The organism is Pantoea sp. B270, from assembly GCF_018726825.1.
GTDB classification, from domain to species: Bacteria; Pseudomonadota; Gammaproteobacteria; order Enterobacterales; family Enterobacteriaceae; genus Pantoea; species Pantoea dispersa.
On the sequence record NZ_JAHCSX010000001.1, the window covers coordinates 2,631,212 to 2,651,817 of the forward strand.

The 20,606-nt window shown below is 58.6% G+C and carries 20 protein-coding genes; 7 read left to right on the top strand and 13 right to left on the bottom strand.

What is annotated here, in order from left to right; all coding sequences use genetic code 11:
• Positions 1–165 precede the first annotated feature (165 nt).
• From yihX to fabY, 4 genes are read left to right on the top strand one after another with little or no spacing between them, the layout of a single operon-like run.
• Positions 166–762 (top strand): glucose-1-phosphatase, encoded by a 597-nt coding sequence (gene yihX / locus KOL70_RS12585; protein WP_021507115.1) that lies wholly within the window; start codon positions 166–168, stop codon positions 760–762.
• 6 nt (positions 763–768) lie between these two features.
• Positions 769–1,635, top strand: a complete 867-nt coding sequence (locus tag KOL70_RS12590; RefSeq protein ID WP_021507114.1) for a virulence factor BrkB family protein — start codon at positions 769–771, stop codon at positions 1,633–1,635.
• On the top strand, positions 1,632–2,069 hold the full coding sequence (gene dtd / locus KOL70_RS12595) for a D-aminoacyl-tRNA deacylase (protein WP_021507113.1): 438 nt from the start codon (positions 1,632–1,634) through the stop codon (positions 2,067–2,069). The genes KOL70_RS12590 and dtd overlap by 4 nt, the downstream gene beginning before the upstream one ends.
• A gap of 59 nt (positions 2,070–2,128) precedes the next feature.
• On the top strand, positions 2,129–3,076 hold the full coding sequence (fabY, locus tag KOL70_RS12600; RefSeq protein WP_021507112.1) for a fatty acid biosynthesis protein FabY: 948 nt from the start codon (positions 2,129–2,131) through the stop codon (positions 3,074–3,076).
• Between the two features lie 202 nt (positions 3,077–3,278).
• Here the strand turns inward: fabY and KOL70_RS12605 are convergent, their stop codons facing one another.
• The 3 genes from KOL70_RS12605 to KOL70_RS12615 form a co-directional block, all read right to left on the bottom strand.
• On the bottom strand, positions 3,279–4,958 hold the full coding sequence (locus tag KOL70_RS12605) for an AsmA family protein (RefSeq protein WP_215480737.1): 1,680 nt from the start codon (positions 4,956–4,958) through the stop codon (positions 3,279–3,281).
• A 122-nt stretch (positions 4,959–5,080) separates the two neighbouring features.
• Entirely contained in the window at positions 5,081–6,469 is a 1,389-nt protein-coding gene (locus tag KOL70_RS12610) for an NCS2 family protein (RefSeq protein ID WP_021507110.1), read from the bottom strand.
• A gap of 90 nt (positions 6,470–6,559) precedes the next feature.
• Positions 6,560–7,495 carry a zinc-binding alcohol dehydrogenase family protein gene (locus KOL70_RS12615; protein ID WP_215480738.1) on the bottom strand — a complete coding sequence of 312 codons (936 nt, stop codon included), beginning with the start codon at positions 7,493–7,495 and terminating at the stop codon, positions 6,560–6,562.
• Positions 7,496–7,555: 60 nt separating this feature from the next.
• Between KOL70_RS12615 and KOL70_RS12620 the strand changes: the two genes are divergently transcribed.
• Positions 7,556–8,050: a MarR family winged helix-turn-helix transcriptional regulator gene (locus tag KOL70_RS12620; protein ID WP_254185841.1), complete on the top strand. Its 495-nt coding sequence runs from the start codon at positions 7,556–7,558 to the stop codon at positions 8,048–8,050.
• Here the strand turns inward: KOL70_RS12620 and recG are convergent.
• The 5 genes from recG to gmk are packed head-to-tail and all read right to left on the bottom strand — an operon-like array spanning position 8,047 to position 13,909.
• On the bottom strand, positions 8,047–10,125 hold the full coding sequence (gene recG, locus KOL70_RS12625; protein WP_127833486.1) for an ATP-dependent DNA helicase RecG: 2,079 nt from the start codon (positions 10,123–10,125) through the stop codon (positions 8,047–8,049). The genes KOL70_RS12620 and recG overlap by 4 nt on opposite strands.
• Positions 10,122–10,817 carry a tRNA (guanosine(18)-2'-O)-methyltransferase TrmH gene (gene trmH / locus KOL70_RS12630; RefSeq protein WP_031279638.1) on the bottom strand — a complete coding sequence of 232 codons (696 nt, stop codon included), beginning with the start codon at positions 10,815–10,817 and terminating at the stop codon, positions 10,122–10,124. The genes recG and trmH overlap by 4 nt, the downstream gene beginning before the upstream one ends.
• 3 nt (positions 10,818–10,820) lie before the next feature.
• A complete protein-coding gene (gene spoT / locus KOL70_RS12635; RefSeq protein WP_021507105.1) occupies positions 10,821–12,932 on the bottom strand; it encodes a bifunctional GTP diphosphokinase/guanosine-3',5'-bis pyrophosphate 3'-pyrophosphohydrolase in 2,112 nt (703 codons plus the stop codon).
• A 20-nt stretch (positions 12,933–12,952) separates the two neighbouring features.
• Positions 12,953–13,228 (bottom strand): DNA-directed RNA polymerase subunit omega, encoded by a 276-nt coding sequence (gene rpoZ / locus KOL70_RS12640; protein ID WP_021314198.1) that lies wholly within the window; start codon positions 13,226–13,228, stop codon positions 12,953–12,955.
• Positions 13,229–13,285: 57 nt separating this feature from the next.
• Complete coding sequence (gmk, locus tag KOL70_RS12645; RefSeq protein ID WP_021507104.1) at positions 13,286–13,909, bottom strand: guanylate kinase; 624 nt, start codon at positions 13,907–13,909, stop codon at positions 13,286–13,288.
• A 238-nt stretch (positions 13,910–14,147) separates the two neighbouring features.
• Between gmk and ligB the strand changes: the two genes are divergently transcribed.
• A complete protein-coding gene (gene ligB, locus KOL70_RS12650) occupies positions 14,148–15,917 on the top strand; it encodes an NAD-dependent DNA ligase LigB (RefSeq protein WP_058771005.1) in 1,770 nt (589 codons plus the stop codon).
• Here ligB and KOL70_RS12655 read toward each other — a convergent pair.
• A complete protein-coding gene (locus KOL70_RS12655) occupies positions 15,831–16,448 on the bottom strand; it encodes a trimeric intracellular cation channel family protein (protein ID WP_031279636.1) in 618 nt (205 codons plus the stop codon). The genes ligB and KOL70_RS12655 overlap by 87 nt on opposite strands.
• Before the next feature lie 288 nt (positions 16,449–16,736).
• Between KOL70_RS12655 and KOL70_RS12660 the strand changes: the two genes are divergently transcribed.
• Positions 16,737–17,426, top strand: a complete 690-nt coding sequence (locus KOL70_RS12660) for a LuxR C-terminal-related transcriptional regulator (RefSeq protein ID WP_058771006.1) — start codon at positions 16,737–16,739, stop codon at positions 17,424–17,426.
• Positions 17,427–17,505: 79 nt separating this feature from the next.
• Here KOL70_RS12660 and KOL70_RS12665 read toward each other — a convergent pair whose 3' ends face one another.
• The 4 genes from KOL70_RS12665 to KOL70_RS12680 form a co-directional block, all read right to left on the bottom strand.
• Positions 17,506–18,150: an oligosaccharide flippase family protein gene (locus KOL70_RS12665; protein WP_088516691.1), complete on the bottom strand. Its 645-nt coding sequence runs from the start codon at positions 18,148–18,150 to the stop codon at positions 17,506–17,508.
• Positions 18,151–18,224: 74 nt separating this feature from the next.
• Positions 18,225–18,491 carry a hypothetical protein gene (locus KOL70_RS12670; RefSeq protein WP_021313935.1) on the bottom strand — a complete coding sequence of 89 codons (267 nt, stop codon included), beginning with the start codon at positions 18,489–18,491 and terminating at the stop codon, positions 18,225–18,227.
• A 436-nt stretch (positions 18,492–18,927) separates the two neighbouring features.
• Positions 18,928–19,323, bottom strand: coding sequence for a polyketide cyclase (locus tag KOL70_RS12675; protein WP_215480740.1), 396 nt, complete (start codon positions 19,321–19,323; stop codon positions 18,928–18,930).
• A gap of 121 nt (positions 19,324–19,444) precedes the next feature.
• A complete protein-coding gene (locus KOL70_RS12680; RefSeq protein WP_193751817.1) occupies positions 19,445–20,587 on the bottom strand; it encodes an alanine racemase in 1,143 nt (380 codons plus the stop codon).
• Positions 20,588–20,606 lie beyond the last annotated feature (19 nt).

Consider the following 20,606-nt stretch of genomic DNA (forward strand, 5'->3'; position numbering starts at 1 on the left):
GAGCCCCGCACCCGCGGGGCTTTTTTTTGCCTGCCGTCTGAGGCAGCGCGACCCGCACGAAATCAGACCCCGCTTGCGGAATGCGGATTTCCCCTAAGCGTACCTGTTCAGGCTTGCCTTTTACCGCTAGAGTGAATGATCCAGGGAACGTAGAGGAGAGGTGTCATGCTGTACATCTTTGATTTAGGCAATGTGATTGTTGATATCGATTTCAATCGGGTACTCGGCGTCTGGAGCGATCTGGGACGCGTGCCGCTTGCCACGCTGCAGAGCCGTTTTCGCATGGACGAGACCTTCGAGCAGCACGAGCGGGGCGAAATCAGCGACCCGGAGTTTGCTGCGCGGCTGTGTGACCAGCTCGATATTGCCCTGAGCTATCCGCAGTTCACTGCGGGCTGGCAGGCGGTGTTTGTCGGCGTGCGTCCGGAAACGCTGGCGATCATGAACCAGCTGCGCGCCAGCGGCGAGCGCGTGGTGATTCTGTCTAACACCAACCAGCTGCATTTCGAGTTCTGGCCAACGCAGTATCCGGAAGTACAGCAGGCTGCCGACCACATCTATATGTCGCAGGATATCGGCATGCGCAAACCAGAAGCGCGCATCTGGCACTACGTACTGGAGCATGAAGGCTTCACCGCCGATCAGGCGGTATTCTTTGATGACAACCAGGCTAATGTTGATGCGGCGCGCGCGCTGGGCATTGAGAGCGTGCTGGTCGAAGATGCGAAAACCGTGCCTGACTGGTTTGCGAGCCGTCGCTGAGTGACCATGCGAACTCATCTGCGCCACTCGGCGCATGCGTTTTTCCTGTGGATCAAACTGCTGTGGCGCCGCATCGATGAAGACAACATGACCACGCAGGCCGGTAACCTCGCCTACGTGTCACTGCTGGCGCTGGTGCCGCTGATTGCCGTGGTATTCGCGCTGTTTGCCGCCTTCCCGGTGTTCTCGGACATCAGCGTGCAGCTGAAGAACTTCATCTTCACTAACTTCATGCCGGCCGCCGGGGATGTGATTCAGCGCTATCTCGATCAGTTTGTCGCCAACGTCAATAAAATGACGGCGGTGGGAGCGGTCGGGCTGATAGTCACTGCGCTGCTGTTGATGCACTCGGTCGACAGCGCACTCAACGCCATCTGGCGCAGCGACAAGCCGCGCCCGATGGTTTACTCCTTTGCGGTCTACTGGATGATCCTGACGCTGGGACCGCTGCTGGCCGGTGCCAGTCTGGCCATCAGCTCCTATCTGCTGTCGCTGCGCTGGGTGAACGTGACCGGCGTCACCAGCCTGATCGATCAGGCGCTACGCATCTTCCCGCTGGTTTTGTCGATTCTCGCCTTCTGGCTGCTGTACAGCATTGTGCCGACGCGGCGCGTGCCGGGACGCGATGCGTTGATAGGTGCGGTGGTCGCGGGTCTGCTGTTCGAGCTGGGCAAAAAAGGCTTTGCGCTCTATGTTACGATGTTTCCTTCGTATCAGTTAATTTACGGCGTGCTGGCGGTGATCCCCATCCTGTTTCTGTGGGTTTACTGGACCTGGTGTATTGTGTTGTTAGGCGCGGAAGTGACCGTCACGCTGGATGACTATCGCCAGTTAAAACAGCAGGAACGCGATAAAGAACGAGAGGAAACATGATTGCTTTGATTCAGCGTGTGACGCGCGCCAGCGTCAGCGTGGATAACGCCACGGTGGGCGAAATTGGCGCCGGTCTGCTGGTGCTGCTGGGGGTGGAAAAGGGCGATGATGAGCAGAAATCACAGCGCCTGGCGGAGAAAGTGCTGGGCTACCGCATCTTTGGCGATGAGAACGACAAAATGAATCTCAGCGTACAGCAGACAGGCGGTAGCGTGCTGGTGGTTTCGCAATTCACCCTGGCGGCCGACACGCAAAAAGGCATGCGTCCCTCTTTCTCTGGCGGCGCGCATCCGGCGGAAGCCGAGCGCCTCTATCACGACTTCAGCGATCGCTGCCGGGCGCTGGGCGTCACCACCGCCAACGGGCGCTTCGCCGCCAATATGCAGGTTTCGCTGATTAACGATGGTCCGGTGACCTTCTGGTTACAGGTGTGAGATTTTTAGCCGAGCGGCAAGGGATCAGCCACGCAAGCTCCGAACGAGAGAATCACTTTATGTATCATCTTCGCGTACCGCAAACGGCGGAAGAACTGGATATGTATTACCAGTTCCGCTGGGAAATGTTACGGAAGCCGCTGCGCCAGCCGCAGGGCTCAGAACGTGATGCCTGGGATGCGCTGGCGCATCACCAGATGGTGGTGGATGAGCACGGCAAACCGGTAGCGGTAGGCCGGCTGTATATCAATGCGGAAAATGAAGCGGCGATCCGCTTTCTGGCGGTGCATCCGTCGGTGCAGGGCAAAGGGCTGGGTACGCTGGTGGCGATGACGCTGGAGTCGGTGGCGCGCCAGGAAGGGGCCAAACGCGTCACCTGTAGCGCGCGCGAGGATGCGGTGGAGTTCTTTGCCAAGCTCGGCTTTGTCAATCAGGGCGAAATTACTGCACCGCAAACCACGCCGGTGCGTCACTTCCTGATGATTAAACCGGTGGTGACGCTGGATGATATTCTGCATCGCGCCGACTGGTGTGGACAGCTGCAGCAGGCGTGGTACGAACACATCCCGCTGAGCGAAAAGATGGGCGTGCGCATTCTGCAGTATACCGGGCAGAAGTTTGTTACCACCATGCCGGAAGCCGGCAACCAGAACCCGCACCACACGCTGTTTGCCGGCAGCCTGTTTTCACTCGCCACGCTTACCGGCTGGGGATTGATCTGGCTGCTACTGCGCGAACGCCATCTCGGTGGCACCATCATTCTGGCCGATGCACATATTCGCTACAGCAAACCGATCAGCGGACGGCCCGGCGCCATCGCCGATCTCGGCTCGCTGAGCGGCGATCTCGACCGTCTGGCGCGCGGACGAAAAGCACGCGTACAGATGGAGGTGGAGCTGTTTGGGGATGATGAGCTGGGCGCGGTGTTTGAAGGTGTCTACATCGTGTTACCCGCCGATCCCGACGGACCGCTGGAAGAGGGCGGTTCAGGCGCGCGTATTAATTAACCACGCAGCGCGCAACAAAACCACAGGGTCACTCTGCATGGCGTAATGCTTGCCAGCTAAGATTCAAATGCATTCAACAACAGTTGCATTTTTGGTAGCGGCGCAATTTATTGCGCGATAAATCGCGCCGCTACAAATATTGTGCGATTGGCGATGACCTGACGCGCCCGCATCGCGCTTTTCAGCGCGATCGGTCATGCAATCACTGCACCTGTCCGCCACGCATCGTCTGCTGCAGCGACTGCGTATCCGTCATCACCGACAAACTGCCTTCTGCGCTGGTACGTAACGGTGCGCCCGCGCTGAGCGAGCCCTTCAGCTGCAGCTGCAAATTACTGCTACCGCTCAGCGGCAGCGCAGGCCAGCCCCAGTTTTGCAGCACGTTTGCCGGCACCGCCTGGCCTTTCAGGTTCAGCGTAAACGGACGCTGTGCTTCCTGTCCTGCGGTTGCCGTGCCTTCCAGTAATCCGCTGCCGTTAAAGGCGCTCATCTCGCTGACCTCAATCTGCCGATCGCTGGCGTTCAGGCTAATCGACGGATGGCGCAAATCGGTGCGGTTAAAGGTGGCTTCCGCCGCGTTAAAGCTGGCTTTGCCCGCCCAGATGCCCCATTGATGCTGGCGCGCCAGCAGCAGATTCTCTGCATTACCGTCGAGCGCGGTCATCTGGAACGGGAAGGCCGGATTGATATCAATCACCAGGTTACGGTTAGCCGTCGCCCGCTTCACCAGCACGCTATCCAGCCAGCCCGGCAGCGTCTGCTGCCAGCGATCGCGCCAGTTTTGCGGCAGCGTGTATTCCAGGCCGGCAATGGCTAAATCGTCAAGCGTCAGGCGCTTATCGCTGCGCGTCCAGCTGCCGCTGGCGCGAATCACGCCGTTGACCCAGCGTGAGCTGAACTGCGTCAGCTGAATGCCCTGCGGTGAGAATTCGGCGTTGACGATCGGATCGTTGAGTTCAAAGCTGCCGTTAATAAAGTTGCCGGCGTTCATGGCCAGCGAACCGTCGTCGCTCTGCCAGTCATCGCCGCGCAGTGTAATGTTCTTCAGGGTCAGATCGAGATCGGTCACCGCCCAGTCCGGGCCCTGCAGGCGCGCATCGGTCATATCCAGCCGGTTGATGCTCACCGAAGGCACGTCACGCAGCGGACTGAGGAACTCGCTCAGGCTCTGCTGAGTTTGCAGGCGGATATCGTTAAGACGCAGCTGGTTGATTTGCCAGTTACCCTGCGCGTCGCGCTCGGCACGTCCGGTCATTGAGCCGCGCGCCAGATCGGCGCCGATATTGCTCAGCACCAGCCGGCGTTTGGCGATATTGCCCTGCAGCAGCACGTTGTTACCGGCGACGCCGTCCAGCGTCATGGCACCTGCGCTCATCTGGAACTGCGCATCGCTGCCCAGCATATCGTCAGGCGTGGGCTTCCACGGCACAATGCCGCCGTTGACCCGCTGCGCCGCCAGCGGCAGGGCGCTGTGCGGGCTTTCGATCTGCACATTATTGAGCTGCAGCCGGTTGGCCTGAATCGGCAGCGTGGTTTGTGGTGACTGGTTAGCGAGGTTGATGTCGCCGTCGCGCACTTCAATGCTGTCGAAATGCAGCGGATCGCTGAACTGCACCAGTGCCAGTCCGAGATCGACGCGCTTCGCCACCAGCACCGCCGGCTGGCCGTCGTGGCCGAAGCTGAAGTCATCCAGGATGATGTGGGAAGGCGAGGAGAAGTTGTGCTCAATCTTACTCAGCGACAAATGCCAGGCGGTTTTATCGCTTACCCAACGGCTAAACCAGCCTGAGCCCCACTGGGTTTGCAGCAGCACATAGAGAACCACCAGCGCCAGCAGAATCAGCAGTAACAAGGTAAGGAAAAACTTGCCTAAAAATTTCATCGCATCCATCCATCCCGATATTTATCCGGTGAGTGGTTGTTATGCCTGAATTACCGTTACAGCTCAACAGCCTGGATGAAAAAGCGGATAAATAACAGGCAGGCCGTAGCCTGCCAGCAGCATTACTTTTCCTGCGGAAAGACGAGGTTAAGCACGATAGCGGTGATCCCCCCGGCGGCGATGCCGGATGACAGCAGGGTTTTCAGCCAGTCCGGGGCAAATTGCAGAATCAGCGGCTGTTGCGATACGCCAAGGCCCACCGCCAGCGACAGCGCGATGATCATAATGGCGCGGCGATTGAGCGGCTCGCGCGACACAATGCGCACGCCGGAAGCGGCAATGGTACCAAACATCACGATGGTGGCACCGCCCAGTACCGGTTCCGGAATATGCTGCACAAAGCCGCTCACCGCCGGGAACAGGCCGAGCACGATCAGCATCAGCGCCACCACAAAGCCCACGTAGCGGCTGGCCACGCCGGTCAGCTGAATCACCCCGTTGTTCTGACCAAAGCAGGAGTTAGGGAAGGTGTTGAACAGCGCCGACACAAATGAGTTGAGACCATTGGCCAGCACGCCGCCTTTCAGACGCTTCATATACAGCGGACCACTGACCGGCTGCTCGGAGACATCGGAGGTGGCGGTAATATCGCCGATGGTTTCCAGCGAGGTCACCATAAACACCAGCATCAGCGGGATCAGCAGATTCCAGTCAAAACCGAGGCCGTAGTAGAGCGGCGACGGCACGGCCAGCAGCGCCTGGTTGGTTGGTGCAGAGGTAGCGGGCAGCATATCCAGCGCCCAGGCCAGCGCATAACCCACCGCCATGGCGATCACCAGCGACGCGACGCGCAGATAAGGGTTGCGCTGGCGGTTAAGCAGGATGATAACCACCAGCACGGCACCGGCCAGCAGCAGATTTTTCGGCGCACCAAAGCTGTGATCGTTCATGGCAGCGAAGCCACCGCCAATCGAGGTCAGGCCGACCTGAATCAGCGACAGACCGATAATCATCACCACAATGCCGGACACCAGCGGCGTGATGATGCGGCGCGCGAGGTGCAGCACGCGTGACAGCAGCATCTCGGTACAGGAAGCCACCATCAGGGTACCAAACAGCGCCGCCATCATGGTTGGCACATCGGCACCGCCGTTTTTCAGCGCCATACCGCCCATGATCAGCGGCGTGACAAAGTTAAAGCTGGTGCCCTGAATCGACAGCAGGCCAGAACCCACCGGTCCCCAGGTTTTGATTTGCAGAATGGACGCCACGCCCGAAGCAAACAGCGACATGCTGATGATGTGCTGCGTGTCCTGCGCCGGTAAGCCGAGCGCCTGGCAGATCAGCAGTGCCGGGGTAATCACCGCCACAAACATCGCCAGCAGATGCTGGCAGGCAGCAAACAGCGTTTGCGGCAGCGGCGGACGATCTTCAAGACGGTAAATCAGTTCACTTTTGCTCTCGCCTGGCGCAGTGGCAGGCTGGCGGGATTCAGCAGTATTGACGGACATGGTGGCTTCTCAATAACAACAAAGGGGCGATTTTAAACGGTTGCGTTGTGAAAGCAATCGTTTGCAATGCCACTTTTAGTTGCGATTGATCTAGAGCGTAAACACGGTGCGGCAGCGGCTGTCATCCTGCTGCCACGCCTGCTCTACCTCACTCAGCGGACGCTGCTGAAAAGCGATGGAGAAGTCACTTTCAGCGGCGGCGTTCAGCATCTCACCAATACAGGCGATCAGTTCGCTGTCAGAGACGCTGCCCAGTCCGCTGCCCATCAGCGTCAGCCCGGATGAGCGCAGCAGTTTACTGTGCAGCGCGATCTCCTGCCCGCTGAGCGAGCCAATCTGCACGAAGCGCACCGTTTTCTCACCGCCGGCCACCGCCGCGTGCATGATGTCGAGCGCACTCTGGCCCCACAGATAATCCAGCACCACATCAATGCCCTGCTGCATCAGCGCTGGCAGCGCGCCGGGCAGTTCATCCAGCGTCAGGATGATATCCGCGCCCTGCGTGCGCAGCTGCTCCAGCACCGCGCGGTTACGGCCGGTGGCGATGATTTTCCCGGCACCGAGGTGACGTGCAATGCGCACCGCCAGCCCGCCGGAGGTGCCGGTTGCACCGTTGATCAGCACGGTTTCACCCGCCTGAAACTGCGCGCGACGCGTCAGTGCGGCCCACGAGGACATGCCGGGATTGGCGATTGCCGCAGCCAGCAGCGGATCAAGCGTCGGCGGCAGCGCAACCACCGCCGCAGCCGGCACCCGGGTCTGCTGCGCCATACTGCCCCACGGCGCGCTAAAGGCGAGAAAATAGACCGGATCGCCGTTGCTCAGCGTGCCGGTGCCATCAATACCGGCGATAAACGGATAGTGGCTACCGGCGCTGTAATGGGAGCCGGCAGCGCGCGCTTTCGCCAGCTGGCTGATGGCGGCGGCCTTCACCGTCACCACCACATGCTGTTCATCGGCCTGCGGTGGCGGGAAATCGCCCCATACCGGTTTCTCACCTGCGGCACTGACAATAGCTGCTTTCATGTTTCACCTTCAGTTCATCGGATAATATGTGTAATATGCACACATTAGGCCTGCTCTGGGATGACGTCAATGAAAAACGTGCAAAATACACATAATAATGCCGGCTTCGATGATTTGCACAATGCGCTGCTGATGATCGTCGGCACCTTTAATCGTCCGCAACGCGATGAATTACTGATAAAAGAGTCCGGTATCCAGCTGGATCGCGCCCTGTTTCCGCTGCTGATCCAGATTGGCCGCTTTGGTCCCCTCGGCGTGGTCGAGCTGGCCGATCGCGCCGGGCGCGATTACACCACCGTCAGCCGTCAGGTGGCGAAGCTGGAAGAGCTGGGGCTGGCGCAGCGGCAGAAAAATGCCAGAGACAAGCGGGTCAATGAGGCGGTAATCACGGCGGCGGGAAAAGCGATGACGGATAAAATCGACGCGGCGCGCACCCAGATCTATCAGCAACTGTTCGCTGACTGGCCAGCCGAAGAGCGCGCTGAGTTAACGCGCCTGTTACAGCGCTTCGTCGGGGATTTTATGGCGGTGGATCGTCAGCCGCAGGCGGATTAAGCGTGGCTGTAGCGCTCGGTTTCCGGCAGCCAGCGCTCGATCAGCGCCTGAGCCTGTTCAGGATAATGCTGGTGAATATGGCGCGCCACGCGCTGAACTTCCGGAATCATGCTTTGATCGCGCAGTAAATCGGCGACCTTAAACTCGGCGTTGCCGGTCTGGCGCGTGCCGAGCAGTTCACCCGGACCGCGAATTTCCAGATCGTGCTGGGCGATGACAAAACCGTCGTTGCTGTCGCGCAGCACCTGCAGGCGTTTCTGCGCGGTTTTACTCAGCGGCGCTTTATACAGCAGCACGCAGTGTGAGGCGACGGCACCGCGGCCAACGCGTCCGCGCAGCTGATGCAGCTGCGCCAGACCAAGCCGTTCCGGGTTTTCGATGATCATCAGGCTGGCGTTGGGCACATCCACGCCAACCTCAATCACCGTGGTGGCCACCAGCAGCTGGATTTCGTTGGCCTTGAACGCCGCCATCACCGCCTGCTTCTCCGCGGGCTTCATGCGCCCGTGTACCAGACCAACCTGCAGGTCCGGCAGCGCCACTTTCAGCTCCTGCCAGGTGGCTTCCGCCGCCTGCGCTTCCAGCACGTCGGATTCATCGATCAGCGTACACACCCAATAGGCCTGACGGCCCTCGTGGCAGGCGCTTTGCACCCGGCTGATGATGTCGCTGCGGCGGGTATCGGGAATTGCCACCGTGGTCACCGGCGTACGGCCCGGCGGCAGCTCGTCAATGGTTGAGGTATCGAGATCGGCGTAGGCCGTCATCGCCAGGGTGCGCGGAATCGGGGTGGCGGTCATGATCAGCTGATGCGGATGGAAACCCTGCTCTTCGCCTTTTTCCCACAGCGCCAGCCGCTGATGCACGCCGAAACGGTGCTGCTCATCAATGATCACCAGCGCCATGCCGTTGAACTTCACCTGTTCCTGGAACAGCGCGTGCGTGCCCACCACCATCGCCACCTGACCGCTGGCAATCGCCTCCTGCTGCGCTTCGCGCGCTTTGCCTTTCTGCTTTCCGGCCAGCCAGCCAACCTCTACGCCAAGCGGCGCAAACCACTGGCGGAAATTACTGGCGTGCTGTTCAGCCAGCAGTTCGGTCGGCGCCATCAGCGCCACCTGTTTGCCGTGGGCGATCACATTCAGCGCCGCCAGCGCAGCCACCAGCGTTTTACCGGAGCCGACATCCCCCTGCACCAGGCGCATCATCGGGAAGTCGTGCGCCAGATCGCGCTCAATCTCTGCGACCACGCGCCGCTGCGCCGCGGTGGGCGAGAATGGCAGTGCAGCCAGCAGTTTATCCACCAGTTGGTGGCGTGCCGGCATGGGCAGGGCGTGATGGCGCTGCGCGCCGGCGCGTACCGCCAGCATGCTGAGATTGTGCGCCAGCAGCTCTTCGAGAATCAGACGCTTCTGCGCCGGATGACGGCCGGTTTCCAGCTCGCTCAGGCGCAGGTCCGGCGGCGGCCGGTGCAGGGTGCGCAGCGCCTCTGGCAGGCTGATCAGACCGCCGCTCAATTCCGGCGGCAGCAGCTCGGCAATCGGGCAGCTCTCCAGCAGCGTCAGCGCCTGATCGGTGAGATTGCGCAGCGTGGCCTGGCGAATACCTTCGGTGGTGGGATAGACCGGCGTCAGGGTTTCCTGCAGCTCAACGCCACCCAGCTCGCCCTGGACGCGATACTCCGGATGAATGATTTCGGCGCCGCGCTGGCCGCGTTTGATCTCGCCATAAGCGGTGACGCGACGGCCCGGTGCCAGGCTGTTTTTCATGCCGGCGTTGAAGTTGAAGAAGCGCATCGTCAGCACGCCGCTGCCGTCGCTGATCTGGCATACCAGCATGCGGCGGCGGCCAAAGGTGATTTCGCTGTGCAGCACTTCACCTTCCACCGTCGCCCAGATGCCGGGCAGCAGATCGTTAATTTTGTACAGCTGGGTGCGGTCTTCGTAGCGCAGCGGCAGGTGCAGCAGCAGATCCTGAATGGTAAACAGGCCGAGTTTCGCCAGCTTACCCGCCTGGCTGGCGCCGACGCCGGTCAGGGTACTGAGCGGAATGGCATCCAGCAGACGGCCTTTCATTTTTTACCCGTCGCTTGCATGGTGGACCACCAGGCGGCATCGGCTTCGACTTCGCCCTGCGCGTTGATGTGCGGATAGGGCAGGCCTTTCTGCTTCGCTACGCGCGCCAGCACCGGATACCCGCCCTCAAACAGCAGACGCTGCTGCTCATCCTCGTCCAGCAGGCTGTGCTGGCGGCGATACATGCCGGCGTTTTGCCGCTGACGCTGGGCTTCATACAGAATCAGCGCGGAGGCCACGGAGACATTCAGTGACTGCACCATACCGACCATCGGAATGATGATATCGCGGTCGGCCAGCGCCAGCGCTTCAGCGGTGATGCCGGTTTTCTCCTGGCCCATCAAAATACAGGTCGGTTTGGTGTAATCGATCTCGCGGAAATCGACCGCTTTGTCTGACAGATGGGTCGCCAGCACCTGCATGCCGCGATCTTTCAGATGGCGCACCGCATCAGCAATGTGGCGATGGGTTTTCACCTTCACCCAACTGTTACTGCCCGCCGACGCGGACACCATGGTGCGCATACGCACGCTGGGCCATACCGCGTGCACTTCGTGGATGCCGACGGCGTCGGCGGTGCGGATCACCGCAGAGACATTGTGCGGCTTATGCACCTGCTCCATGCAGACGGTGAGATCGTGCTGGCGCATGGCCAGCATCTCCTGGATACGAGCAAAACGTTGAGCGTTCATGCACTAATTACGGTTACGGTGAACTTTAATCACGTCCGGCATCACGCGGATTTTACGCATGATATTGGCCAGATGGACGCGATCGTTCGCGGTGAGGCGGATGAAGGCGCTGTAAACGCGGCCGTCACGCTCTTCGGTATTGAGGCTTTGAATATTCGAACCTGCGGTATTGATTGCCGCGGTCAGGTTGGCCAGCGCGCCCTGGTGGTTAAACATATCCACCTTAATCTCGGCGACAAACTCCTGATCGGTCACTTTATCCCATTCAACCGGCATGAATTTTTCCGGTTCTTTCTGGTAGCCGCGAATGTTACGGCAGGATTCGTGATGCACCACCAGACCTTTACCGGGGCTGACGTGCGCGACAATCGGGTCGCCAGGAATCGGACGGCAGCACTTGGCGAAAGTGATCAGTACGCCATCAGCGCCCTTGATTGGCAGCTTTTTGCTGCGCTTACTGCTGCCAGATGACGGTTCGCTGCCGGATTGCAGCAGGTTCTTCGCCACCACTACGCTCATGGCATTGCCAAGGCCAATCTCCGCCAGCAGATCGTCGATGCTGGAGAGCTTCATACGCTCCAGTTCCTGCTGAATATTCTCCGCCGGAATCTCGGCCAGTTTTTTGCTGCCGCCGAGCGCGTGGCTCAAAAGACGACGACCGAGGTTAACGGAATCTTCGCGCTTGAGGTTTTTCAGCAGCTGGCGAATTTTGGCACGCGCTTTTGAGCTCACCACAAAGTTGAGCCACGCGGCATTTGGCCGGGCGCCAGGTGCGGTAATGATTTCAATCGTCTGGCCGCTGGTCAGCGCCTGCGACAGCGGATACGGCTGGCGATCGACGCGCGCACCGACGCAGGCGTGGCCGATATCGGTGTGCACCGCATAGGCGAAATCCACCGGCGTGGCGCCAGCGGGCAGTTCGACGATACGGCCTTCCGGCGTAAACACGTAGATCTCATCCGGGAACAGATCGGATTTTACGCTCTCGATGAATTCAAACGAGCTGCCAGCGCTCTGCTGCAGTTCCAGCAGGCTTTGCAGCCAGCGCTGGGCGCGAATTTGCGCGGTGGTACCGCTTTCGCCGGCTTCTTTATAAGCCCAGTGGGCCGCCACCCCCATCTCCGCCATCTGATCCATATCTTCGGTACGGATTTGCACCTCAACCGGCACGCCGTGCGGGCCGATCATCGAGGTGTGCAGTGACTGATAGCCGTTGGCTTTGGGAATGGCGATGTAATCTTTCACGCGTCCGGGACGCGGTTTGTACAGGCTGTGCATCTGACCGAGCACGCGATAGCAGGTATCGAGGTCTTTCACGATGACGCGAAAGGCATAAATATCCATGATCGAGTGAAATCGCTGCTCTTTCAGGTGCATTTTGCGGTAGATCGAATAGAGATGCTTTTCACGTCCGCTGACGCGGCACGGAATGCCGGCTTCCTGCAGACGCCCGTCGATTTCCGACAGGATCTTCTGAATCATCTCTTTACGGTTACCGCGCGCCGCTTTCACTACCTCTTTAATCACGCGGAAACGGTTTGGATAGAGCGCTTCAAAGCCGAGCTCTTCCAGTTCCGTTTTCAGGTGATGAATACCGAGGCGGTGCGCCAGAGGACTGTAAATCTCCAGCGTTTCCAGCGCGATGCGCCGTTTTTTATCCGGACGCAGCGCACCCAGCGTGCGCATGTTGTGCGTGCGGTCAGCCAGTTTGATCAGGATGACGCGAATGTCCTGCACCATCGCCATGATCATTTTGCGGAAGTTTTCAGCCTGCGCTTCTTTCTTGTCGCGGAATTTCAGCTTATCGAGCTTGGAAACGCCTTCTACCAGCTCGGCCACGCTTTTTCCGAACAGCTGTTCCATGTCCTGATAGGTGGCGGGCGTATCCTCAATCACATCATGCAGCAGCGCCGCCATCAGCGTTTCGTGGTCGAGCTTCATCTCGGCCAGAATGCAGGCAACCGCAACGGGATGGGTGATATAGGGTTCGCCGCTGGAGCGTGTCTGGCCCTCGTGGGCATCACGTGCGACAAGGTAAGCTTGCTTGAGGCGCTTGATTTGCTCCTCAGGCAAGTATTTTTCAATCAGCTGATTGAGGCTTTCAAACAGATACAAGGTTGACCTGCAGAGTGCTGTTAACGACGACCTTCAGCGATAGCGGTAACGGCTTGTAACTCAGCGGCTTCCTGCTCTTGCTGTTCCTGACGATCACGGACATCCAGAATCTGGTTGGTGATCAGGCCTTCTTCGATTTCGCGCAGGGCGATAACGGTGGCTTTATCGTTCTCTTCCGGAACCAGCGGATCTTTGCCGCCTACCTGCATCTGACGTGCACGACGTGCAGCGACCAACACCAGGTCAAAACGGTTACCAACTTTCTCTACTGCGTCCTGAACGGTTACGCGTGCCATAGGTGTGCTACTCCACAGATGATGAAGAAATGACTGGGCATAATACTGAAAGTGACTTCAGACTGCCAATAGTTTGCTGATTAAAGCATCATGTCGCGCTTTCTGGCGACCCATACGCAGACGTTCTGCGCGAATAATGGTTTTCAGATCCGACAGCGCCAGATCGAAATCATCATTAACAATCAAATAATCGTATTCGGCATAGTGGCTCATTTCTGCCACTGCCTGCGCCATGCGGCGGGCGATCACCTCTTCGCTGTCCTGACCGCGGCCGCGCAGGCGGCGATCCAGCTCTTCGGTGGACGGCGGCAGAACAAAGATGCTGCGGGCGGCCGGCATTCTCTGGCGAATCTGCTGTGCGCCCTGCCAGTCAATGTCGAGAAACACGTCAACGCCGGTCGCCAGCACCTGCTCAATCGCCGCGCGTGAGGTGCCGTAATAATTGCCAAACACTTCCGCATGCTCAAGGAAAGCATCCTCGGCGATCATGCGTTCGAATTCAGGCTTTGAGACGAAAAAGTAGTGTTCACCATGCGCTTCGCCGGGGCGCACGCCGCGGGTGGTATGAGAAACAGACACCTGCGTATCGTACAGCGGTTGTGTCTTTAACAGCGCCTGAATCAGGCTGGATTTACCTGCGCCGCTGGGGGCGGAAACAATATAGAGCGTGCCTTGAGCCATGGTTATCTTGAATTGAGTAAAGAGCGGAGTCGATTTCCTGCACAGTATACACGGCTTAAGCGCAGCACGCAGCGTTTGCCGCCCGCACGCGGCAATTCTTTTTCTGTGCGCGCCCTCCAGCGGCAGCGCAACTTTCTGCAATTCGCACAAAAACCCGTCAGCCTCGCTCCACAATCGGCTTTTTAACGCTGGTGTCACTCACCGCGGCACGCTGCAATCAGCAAAAAAGGAGGCGACGATGAAAGGATGGAGATGGCTGGGTGCGATGTTGCTGGCGGGATGTGCGAATGGGATGGCGGTCTGTCCCAACTGGTCACCGGTGCGCGCTGAACAGGAGATGGGCGTGCTGCACAACCAGCTGCGCCACTGGGATGATGCCTACTACCGTCAGGGGCAAAGCCCGGTAAGCGATGCCGACTACGACAGCCTGCAGCAGCGCTTACAGCAGTGGCAGCGCTGCTTCACGCCGGCGTTGCCCGGCTATGCGGCACAGCTCAGCACCGACGGCAGCACGCTGCACCCGGTGGCGCATACCGGCGTGCGCAAGCTGCGTGACAAGCTGGCGGTGGCCTACTGGATGCAGGATAAACCGGCACTGTGGGTGCAGCCGAAAGTCGATGGCGTGGCGGTGACGCTGGTGTATCGCCACGGCGAACTGGCTGGCCTGATCAGCCGGGGCGACGGACTGCGCGGTGAACAGTGGCTGGCGAAAGCACCGCACATTGCGGCGATCCCGCGGCATATCGCGACCGACCGTGCGGAAGTGGTGTTACAGGGCGAACTGTTTCTGACGATGACCGATCACCAGCAGGCGCGCGACGGCGGTCAGAATGCGCGCGCCCAGGTGGCGGGCGCCATGATGCGGCGCGAAGCCAGTCCGCTGCTGTCGCGCATTGGTGTGTTTATCTGGGCATGGCCGGATGGGCCGCCGATGATGCAGGCGCGGCTGGCGCAGCTTACGCAGTGGGGCTTTGCCCTGACGCAGCAGTGGAGCCGCCAGGTCAGCAATGAGGAGGAGGTCGCGGCCTGGCGTGAGCGCTGGTATCGCCAGCCGCTGCCTTTTGTCACTGATGGTGTGGTGATTCACCAGTCACCGCAGCGCGTCGGGCGCGACTGGCAGCCCGGACAGGGCAGCTGGTCGGCCGCGTGGAAATATCAGCCTGCCGAAGTCAGCAGCGAGGTGCTGTCGGTGGATTTCAACGTCGGACGCACCGGAAAAATTGCCGTGGTGCTGAACCTGCAGCCGGTGCAGCTGGAGGATAAAACCGTCCGGCGGGTCAATCTGGGCTCGCTGCGTCGCTGGAAGCAGTGGGATGTGATCGCCGGCGATCAGGTCACGCTGTCGCTGGCCGGGCTGGGTATTCCGCGGCTGGAACGAGTGATTTGGCGCGTGGCGCAGCGCGACTATCCGTCGCCGCCGCAGGACGACGCATTCAATCCGCTGAGCTGCCTGCACTTCAGCGCAGGGTGTCGCGCGCAGTTTCTGTCGCGTCTCAGCTGGCTAAGTCATAAGTCGGTACTGGATATTGCTGGCATGCAGCGCAGTAGCTGGCAGCGCCTGCTGGACGGCGGCAGCGTCAGCCACCTGTTCTCCTGGCTGACGCTCACGCCAGAGCAGATTGCGCAGGCACAGGGCATCTCCACCGTACGCGCCCGGCAGATCTGGCATCGTTTTAACCTGACGCGCCAGCAGCCGCTGCGCCGCTGGATCAGCGCGCTGGGCTTACCGCTGCCGCGCACGGCGCTACAGGCGTTGCCCGATACGCAGTGGTCGCAGTTGCTGGCGCGTTCAGCCGACAGCTGGCAGCAGCTGCCGGGTATCGGCAGCGTACTGGCACAGCGGCTGGTGACGATGCTGCAGGATGCGCGCCTGCAGTCGCTGATTCACTTTCTGCAGCAGCAGAATATCCCGGCGCAGCCGTCAGTGCTCGGGGTGGGGGTAGTTGAAAATCGGCAGACCGAGGCGGAAGCGCAGCGCCAGCAGGCGGGCGAAGAAGCCGAACAGTAGCGTGATGATCACCACCACTTCATGCGCCAGCGGTGTTTTCAGCAGCAGGATATACATCCAGCCGGAGGCAAAAGCGATGCCGGCGTACAGCTCTTTCTGGAACACCAGCGGAATGCGGTTGCAGAACATATCGCGCAGCACGCCGCCAAAAACGCCAGTTATGACTGCGGCGATGGCGGCGATGATCGCCGCATGGCCGGAATCCAGCGCAACCTGTGCGCCGATAATCGAGAACACCACCAGACCCAGCGCATCCAGCACCAGAAACACTTTACGCAGATGATTCATCAGCGGCGCGACAAAGGTGGTGACCACGGCCGCCGCCGCGACGATCATGATGTATTCCGGGTGTTTCACCCAGCCGAGCGGATAGTGGCCCAGCAGAATATCGCGCACCGAGCCGCCGCCAATCGCCGTGACCGACGCAATAATAATGACGCCAAACAGGTCCATTTTGCGTCGGCCTGCCGCCAGCGCACCGGTCATTGCTTCGGCGGTAATACCAATGATGTACAGGACGGTTAATAACATAGAGCACTCCAGTAAACTGGCGGCAAGGCTAAAGATTTCCCAGAGTGTAGACCACTGAGATTTTCTAAAAAAATGTTTTCGGATTAGCCATGCTGATGGCGAGCCTGCTGATGGGCTTGTTACAGAGGAACTGCGGTTGTCAGCCGGTGTTTTCGCATCAATAAAAATGATGCGAGACGGCGGATCGGCCCTGATTTAAGTTTCGCCGATGATGTGTCGTACCTGATTAATGCCTGCTCATTCAGGCTCATCATTTACGGGCGCGACGTGCAGCAACTCTGGACAGGCATGAAAAAACACAGCGAAGACATCCTCTATTACTCCTCCGATAAGCTGGCGGCACTCGGGCTGGAAAGCCTGCTATCAGCGTTACCGGTGGGCTGCCGGGTGCATGAACTCTGGTCGCTCAGTACCGTCATCTCGCAGTGTGAAAGAGTGCGGCCGCGGTTACTGGTGTTTATTTTTCACGAGAATATGCCGCTGGCTGGCACCTTCAAAGTGCTGTATGCGCTGCAGCAGCAGTTTCCGGCCATGCAGATGCTGGTGCTGACCCGACGTCTGTTGCCGATGATGCACGCTCTCAGTCGTTATCTGCCCGGACTCAGCGTCCTCGATTTAAAGTCCTCACACACCGCGCTGCGTCGTTGCCTGCTGGCCTGTATCGCCGGCGGGATACCGCAGTTGCAGGAGGGGGCTGACATTCTACTACCGGACCGGCAGCTACGGGTGCTGCTGATGATGGCGTGGGGCTACAACACGGAGCAGATTGGTAACCGGCTCGGTATCAGCCATAAAACGGTGAATGCACACAAGCTAAATGCGTTAACCCGCCTGCAGGTGAAAAGCAAAAACGACATGGCCGATCTGTTTATGGTGATTGACGAGCTGCGCATGCTGGTGGGATGGCTGCGCCTGCACCGCAATGGCAAGCTGAGCGAGCTGGCTTATCATTCGCTGGAAGAGTTACTGGAAGCATAAAAAGAAAAAAGCGTGCTGGTAACCAGCACGCGAACGCATCTTGCAGATGCCCAGAGCCCACCATACAGACTTGTTGTTATTATCCGTTTCTTGCTCGCACTGCGGCGAAAGCTTTCAGGCTAAAACGGTACTCCGGCTGGAACCAGGGACGTCCGTAGTAGCAGTAGATCAGCATTCTGATGGAAACCATCGCCAGGTAACCCCAGATGGCGCACAGCACTGACGGCGTCAGCCACACGGTAAACAGCGTGACCGCCAGCCCTGCCAGCACGGAAGACGTTTCCGTAAAGGCAATGCGCGTAAATTGTTTTTCCCGTTGCAGGATGGCGCGATAGTGCTGCCCCTGCGGAATAATAATAAAGATGACGGAAATCATCTCCAGCATAATTGCCAGTTCCGGCTGTCCCATTATTCGGCTGTAAATGTCACTGCCGATAAACAGCGCGGCAAAAATAAATAGACCGCTTAATACATTACCCCAGTAAAGCGTCGAGAGTTCGCTGTTATTTAAACTTTGATAGCGAATAAGTGCGTTACCGAAGCCGCGATCGGCTAGTGTATCAATCACTAATAAGATCACTACGGCAATCGCGAGCAAATTGAGCTCATTTGCCTGCAGGATTTGCGCCAGCAGTGAAAGCTGTAATACCCCAATGCCAACGATTTTTATGGATGACAACACTGACCATTTGGCGCTGGCCAGATTTCTTTCGCGTATCGCCATACTCTGCTCATTATGGTACATGTACCAGTGCAATTAAGGGTTCACCCGGGCGGCGGCCCAGAGTACAGATCACATCAATGCAGCGCTTCCTGTCGCAGTCCTGAGATACCTTTCAGGGCCGGCCACGTTGCGATGCTGTTAATCAAGTGATGCTCTGATAATAAAATGATGCCCCTGGCGCGTAATTGTTGTGGCGTCTGCGCGGTATCTCCTCCGGTCAGGAGGAAATCCGCGAGATCGTTATAAAATCCTTTTGCATTATTATATTTCCCGGCCAATATCCGTCTGGCGATCTCAACAAATTCTTTTTCAGATAACAAAGGATAGGTTGAGCGATCCATGTTATGTCCCTGCTGTTTTTATTATTAAGTACTGCTGTGTGTGAAGGAGTTATACCGTGTTTTATTTAAATTAACACCATAAGAAAACTCCTATAAATCGACTGCAGGAATAAATGGTTTCAGAATATGGATGTGAATATATAAGTTCTGGTCTTTACAATTTATTAGTCCTTTTCCACCTTTTATGGTGCTGCAAAGTTGAACAAGTCAGCGCACAGGAAAAAACAGAGATAAATCAGAAGCACTCAGCTCTCGCCAGTCCGGCACGACCAGGAATTTTCCCGGTTACGACGCTTTAGCCAGACTGGTGAATGGTGCGAAAATGCGCTTTGCGCGCGGTGAAACAGTTAAACACCGCTGCGCGAAAAAAATGCCGCTTTTTCGCGATTGCGTCCAGCGCAGTATAAAGGGCGGCTGGTGGGATAATGCATTGATTCTAATGGGTTAACAGATGCAGGAGACGCTCGAGATCGCGTTTTACCCAGGCAACATCCCCGGCGAACTTCTCATCAGACATCAGCGGCTGGCGATAAACCACCATGACGACTTCGGCCCCCTGATCGTTGGCAATGACCCGCATCGGCATATAAATCTCTTTACCGCTGCCGGTGTCGATCCAGTGATCCATCACGCCAAACGGGTTATAGGGAGTAAAACGAATCTTCACTGTGCCTTCCGGGCCTTTCGCTTTCCAGTACTGGCCTTCCTGCGTCAGCGTTCTGCTGCTCAGGCCGCTGGCCCACTTCGCAAAACATTCGGGTTTCCAGATGGTTTCGTACAGATCTAACCAGTTACGGGGAATGGTGAGCGTCACTGTCTGAGATGGCAGCATGGAGCCTCCGCGGGGCAGGTAAACGACAAATTAAACCTGAAACATCGCCTGTCACCTTAACTGAAGGTCACCGGACTGCAAACGGCCCGGTGACGGAAGTGTGCTGCAACAGCGTTTTCTGTCAGATAAAACGGCCACGGCCCTGAATGTCATGCGGTTCGGCGCTGCCGTCGGCCTGACGCAGCACGAAGCGATCGGATTGCGCCACCACCGCACAGCTGTGGTTAGGGAAGATGCGCAGCAGGGCGCCAACTGCAGGCGCATGTTCGCCATAGGTTAAAAAGCCGTGCTCTTCCGACAACTTCTGCACTTCATACTGATGGCCATGCTCGTCCACTGCGATGCCGAAACCGCTGGCATTGGTGCCGTGCGGGCCTTTATCCGAGCTCAGCATTTTGGATCCGGCATCAATGATGGCGTAATAAGGATTAACGGCCACCACGCGCGTCACGACCGTTAACGCCAGCGCATCCGCATCACACAAGCCCAGACGCCAGGCGGTGAGATCCAGCAGGGCATAATTGCCGGGACGAATTTCATCGCTGCCGGCGGCTACCGGTGCCGCCAGCGCCGTGGGCGTGGAGCCAACCGAGACGGGACAAGGGGCAAAACCGGCATCCAGCAGCCGCCGTTGCAGGTCACGCATCAGCGCGATCTCCTGCTGCGCCACCTCAGCTATCGCCGTGGCATGACCCGCAGCGTACGCATGACCCGCATGCGAGATCAGCCCGGCGAAGGGCAATCCGCTGGCGACAATCTGCTGCGCCAGCGTCAGCGCGCTATCGCTATGCGGATCGACGCCAACGCGATGCAGACCCACATCCACTTTAATGGCGATCGCCAGCGCGCAGTCCGGCTGCTGCTGATGGGCGGCGGCAATGGCGCTCACGCCCGCCGCGCAATCTGCGATGCAGGTAATGCGTGCCTGATGCTGTGCCGCCAGCTGCAGCAGTTCGGTCAGCGCGGCGGCGTGCACCACGGGATAGGCCAGCAGCACATCGCGTGCCCCGCCGAGCACAAAAGCCACGCCTTCGCTCGGTTTCGACACGGTAATGCCGCGCGCACCCAGCTGGTGCTGCTGTTCAGCGATCCAGACGCTTTTATGAGTTTTGATGTGGGGACGCAGCGCGACGCCGGCGGCATCGGCTTTCTGTTGCATCAGTTGCAGGTTACGCTGCAGGCGCGCAGCATCAACTTCCAGGTAGGGCGTAAGCTGGTCGGCGTGCAGCGGTCGCAGCCAGCCTGCTGTCTCAGAGTGTTCCATTATAATAGTCCGCAGGTTA

Excerpts from the sequence above, each read along its gene's own strand:
- KOL70_RS12675 (WP_215480740.1), bottom strand. The coding sequence starts at position 19,323 with ATGCTGCCATCTCAGACAGTGACGCTCACCATTCCCCGTAACTGGTTA.
- ligB (WP_058771005.1), top strand. The coding sequence starts at position 14,148 with ATGAAAGGATGGAGATGGCTGGGTGCGATGTTGCTGGCGGGATGTGCG.
- gmk (WP_021507104.1), bottom strand. The coding sequence starts at position 13,909 with ATGGCTCAAGGCACGCTCTATATTGTTTCCGCCCCCAGCGGCGCAGGT.
- KOL70_RS12665 (WP_088516691.1), bottom strand. The coding sequence starts at position 18,150 with ATGGCGATACGCGAAAGAAATCTGGCCAGCGCCAAATGGTCAGTGTTG.
- dtd (WP_021507113.1), top strand. The coding sequence starts at position 1,632 with ATGATTGCTTTGATTCAGCGTGTGACGCGCGCCAGCGTCAGCGTGGAT.
- trmH (WP_031279638.1), bottom strand. The coding sequence starts at position 10,817 with ATGAACGCTCAACGTTTTGCTCGTATCCAGGAGATGCTGGCCATGCGC.
- recG (WP_127833486.1), bottom strand. The coding sequence starts at position 10,125 with ATGAAAGGCCGTCTGCTGGATGCCATTCCGCTCAGTACCCTGACCGGC.
- fabY (WP_021507112.1), top strand. The coding sequence starts at position 2,129 with ATGTATCATCTTCGCGTACCGCAAACGGCGGAAGAACTGGATATGTAT.
- KOL70_RS12660 (WP_058771006.1), top strand. The coding sequence starts at position 16,737 with ATGAAAAAACACAGCGAAGACATCCTCTATTACTCCTCCGATAAGCTG.
- KOL70_RS12620 (WP_254185841.1), top strand. The coding sequence starts at position 7,556 with ATGACGTCAATGAAAAACGTGCAAAATACACATAATAATGCCGGCTTC.
- KOL70_RS12615 (WP_215480738.1), bottom strand. The coding sequence starts at position 7,495 with ATGAAAGCAGCTATTGTCAGTGCCGCAGGTGAGAAACCGGTATGGGGC.
- rpoZ (WP_021314198.1), bottom strand. The coding sequence starts at position 13,228 with ATGGCACGCGTAACCGTTCAGGACGCAGTAGAGAAAGTTGGTAACCGT.
- KOL70_RS12610 (WP_021507110.1), bottom strand. The coding sequence starts at position 6,469 with ATGTCCGTCAATACTGCTGAATCCCGCCAGCCTGCCACTGCGCCAGGC.
- KOL70_RS12680 (WP_193751817.1), bottom strand. The coding sequence starts at position 20,587 with ATGGAACACTCTGAGACAGCAGGCTGGCTGCGACCGCTGCACGCCGAC.
- KOL70_RS12590 (WP_021507114.1), top strand. The coding sequence starts at position 769 with ATGCGAACTCATCTGCGCCACTCGGCGCATGCGTTTTTCCTGTGGATC.
- yihX (WP_021507115.1), top strand. The coding sequence starts at position 166 with ATGCTGTACATCTTTGATTTAGGCAATGTGATTGTTGATATCGATTTC.
- KOL70_RS12670 (WP_021313935.1), bottom strand. The coding sequence starts at position 18,491 with ATGGATCGCTCAACCTATCCTTTGTTATCTGAAAAAGAATTTGTTGAG.
- KOL70_RS12655 (WP_031279636.1), bottom strand. The coding sequence starts at position 16,448 with ATGTTATTAACCGTCCTGTACATCATTGGTATTACCGCCGAAGCAATG.
- KOL70_RS12605 (WP_215480737.1), bottom strand. The coding sequence starts at position 4,958 with ATGAAATTTTTAGGCAAGTTTTTCCTTACCTTGTTACTGCTGATTCTG.